The organism is Acinetobacter sp. 243_ASPC (assembly GCF_001054715.1).
GTDB classification, from domain to species: domain Bacteria; phylum Pseudomonadota; class Gammaproteobacteria; order Pseudomonadales; family Moraxellaceae; genus Acinetobacter; species Acinetobacter soli.
In genome coordinates, this window is sequence record NZ_JVOR01000030.1 from 1 (window position 1) to 3,024 (window position 3,024).

General features: G+C 40.8%; 3 protein-coding genes. All 3 read right to left on the reverse strand.

The features are described from left to right. Nucleotides 1-146 precede the first annotated feature (146 nt). From ADA42_RS02900 to ADA42_RS02910, 3 genes are read right to left on the reverse strand one after another with little or no spacing between them, the layout of a single operon-like run. Nucleotides 147-773: a YitT family protein gene (locus tag ADA42_RS02900; RefSeq protein ID WP_048763512.1), complete on the reverse strand. Its 627-nt coding sequence runs from the start codon at nt 771-773 to the stop codon at nt 147-149. After that, nucleotides 766-1,245 (reverse strand): Lrp/AsnC family transcriptional regulator, encoded by a 480-nt coding sequence (locus ADA42_RS02905; RefSeq protein ID WP_048763513.1) that lies wholly within the window; start codon nt 1,243-1,245, stop codon nt 766-768. Before ADA42_RS02905 ends, ADA42_RS02900 begins: the two co-directional genes overlap by 8 nt. A gap of 35 nt (nt 1,246-1,280) precedes the next feature. Then, complete coding sequence (locus ADA42_RS02910) at nt 1,281-2,657, reverse strand: amino acid permease (RefSeq protein WP_241485677.1); 1,377 nt, start codon at nt 2,655-2,657, stop codon at nt 1,281-1,283. Nucleotides 2,658-3,024 lie beyond the last annotated feature (367 nt).

The window sequence follows — 3,024 nt, forward strand, 5'->3', positions numbered from 1 at the left end:
TGTTAATCCGCAGGTCCCTGGTTCGAGCCCAGGTGGGAGAGCCAGATTCAAAAACCCTCAAGTACTTCATGCTTGAGGGTTTTTTTAATGGCTTTAGTTTTTGCAAAAAAAAACAGCACCTCAGGCACTGTTTTTAGTTTTTTATCTTACACCACGTATCGATCTGGTCGATGATTCAGTGTAAGAATCATATTTAAAATAATGGCACCCAAAATAGAGATCGCCAAAAGTGTCACGCTGACAAAGACGCTTGAGGCCAGCAAAATCGTGACATCTAAAGCCATTTGCACTTTGCCTGCTCGAATTCCGTAACGCTCTTGGATAAACAACACCAGTAAATTAAAGCCCCCCAAACTAGAGCGATGTCGAAACAGAATTAAAAAACCCAAACCCATAAATACATTGGCTAATACGGTGGCATATAGTGGTGAGAGCTTATCGAGATGAAGAAAGAGTGGATGCACCTCAGTGAGTACAGAAAGCAACCCCACTGCCAAAAATGTCTTTATGACCATCGACATACCTAGGCGCTTATAGGCCAGATAATAAAATGGCAAGTTGATGGTAAAAAACACCACACCAAATTTAATGCCCGTAATGTAATGGATGAGCAATGACAACCCTGCTGTTCCACCCGTTAAGGTACCAGACTGCTGCATGAGCATCATGCCAAACGAGATAATAAACGTGGCAATGATCATGGCAAGCATATCTTCAACTGAAGAATGCGAAGGTTTAGATATCTGCATGGTCAGATCAGCTGTATTACTCATGTGCTACGCCTATCATCATTTGATGATTTTCTTTAACGCGCTCCAATACAATTGAGGTATTAAAATTACCTATATTGATGTTCAGCGACATCAATTGATTAATCAGCTGGCTCATTTGCTCTAAATCCTCAACAGTTACTTTCAATACGTAGTCATAACTCCCTGTCAATTTATAGACTTCACGAATCATCGGTTCGTCTTTTACAAATCCTAGGAACTTTTCCAGTGTTTCTAGGCTGTAATGTTGAAATTTAATTTCAATCATTCCCATAATCGGTTGTTTTTCTGCATGTGGGTGCAACTGTGCGTAATATCCCATAATCATGCCTTTTTGCTCGAGCGCAATACGTCGTCTTGAGCATTGTGATGTCGATAAACCCACAATCTCAGCCAATTCCTGATTACTCAGGCGGCCATTACTTTGCAAATGCTGTAGAATCTTGTAATCATAATCATCAAGACTGTGGCTCATTCAGACAACCTCAAATAAAATTTAGATAGATCCAACTACTTACTCAGTATACTTACAGCTGGCTTTGCCGACTGAAACTTCACGCGATAAAGAATAAAGAGCAGTATCAGCCAGACAGGCACTAAAAAGACAGCCATGCGCATTTCAGGCGTAAAGCTCATAATGAAAAGAATAAAACACATAAATGCAATGGTGACATAGTTGGTAAATGGCGCACCAATACTCTTAAACAAGGTCACACGCTGCATCTGTTGCATGTGCTGACGAAACTTAAGATGTGTCACCGAAATCATGAACCAATTAATCACAAGCGCAGCGACCACCAACATCATCAAAATATTGAAGGCACTTTCCGGCATCAGATAGTTAAGCAGTACGCATAATGCGGTTACTGCTGCTGAGGCAAATAATGCATTGACCGGAATACCGCGCTGATTGACACGCTTTAGCATTTTTGGTGCATTGCCCTGCTCCGCCAAGCCCAACAACATACGGCTGTTACTGTAAACGCAGCTATTATAGACAGAAACAGCCGCAATCAACACCACCAGATTCAAGACGTTCGCGACACCAGAATTATTAAGTGACTGAAAAATCATGACGAATGGACTTCCACCCTGAGCAACCTGATTCCAAGGGAACAAGCTGAGCAAAATACCAATGGCCCCTACATAAAAAATCAAAATACGGTACACAATTTGATTGGTGGCTTTAGGAATCGTTTTTGAAGGATTTTTGGTTTCAGCAGCAGCAATTCCCACCAGCTCAAGCCCACCAAATGCAAACATGATAAATGCCATCGCCATAATCAAGCCCGACCATCCATTTGGCATAAAACCACCGTGTTGCCAAAGATTTTGCACACCTGCCTGTGACCCCGCGCTACCGCTAAACAACAAATAGGCACCAAAGCCGATCATACTGATAATTGCAATAATTTTGACAAGCGAAAACCAGAACTCAAGTTCACCGAAAAATTTTACATTGATAAAATTAATTCCGTTAATCAGAATAAAAAACACCAATGCAGTCAGCCATGTCGGAATTTGTGGCCACCAAAACTGAACAAAAATTCCAATGGCACTCAACTCCGCCATACTGACCAAAACATACAGTACCCAGTAATTCCAGCCCGACATAAAGCCAGCCATTGGTCCCCAGTATTTATTGGCAAAATGACTAAAAGAGCCACTTACTGGCTCTTCAACCACCATCTCACCCAACTGACGCATAATTAAAAATGCAATCAAACCTGCGATGGCATATCCCAGCAACACAGATGGACCAGCCAGTTGAATGGTATGAGAAATCCCCAAAAATAAACCTGTACCTATAGCACCACCCAAAGCAATCAATTGCACATGCCGGTTAGACAAACCTTTTCTTAACTCATGACTTGTAGAATCTGACAACGTAAACACCCCATCCATATTTACGCAATAATGATGCAAATGATGTGCCATTTTAGGATAAATAATCATTTTTATTGTATTTGTGAAATTTAATCCTATTTTACCAATTAAGTTCACCCCAAGCTGTGCATCAGAATGTGACATTACGCTTTAATATGATGCAAAAGCCAAATCAGCATATTGAATGTTTATGAACTTAAATTTTACCGACCTTTATGGCCAAATCTTATAAAATTGCTGATTTAAACAACACTCACGCAATTTTTTGAATTATTTCATCATTATGGCTTGACCACATTGGCTTCGCCCCATACAATGCGTTCCAGATTCTCCCATAGCTCAGTCGGTAGAGCGACGGACTGTTAAT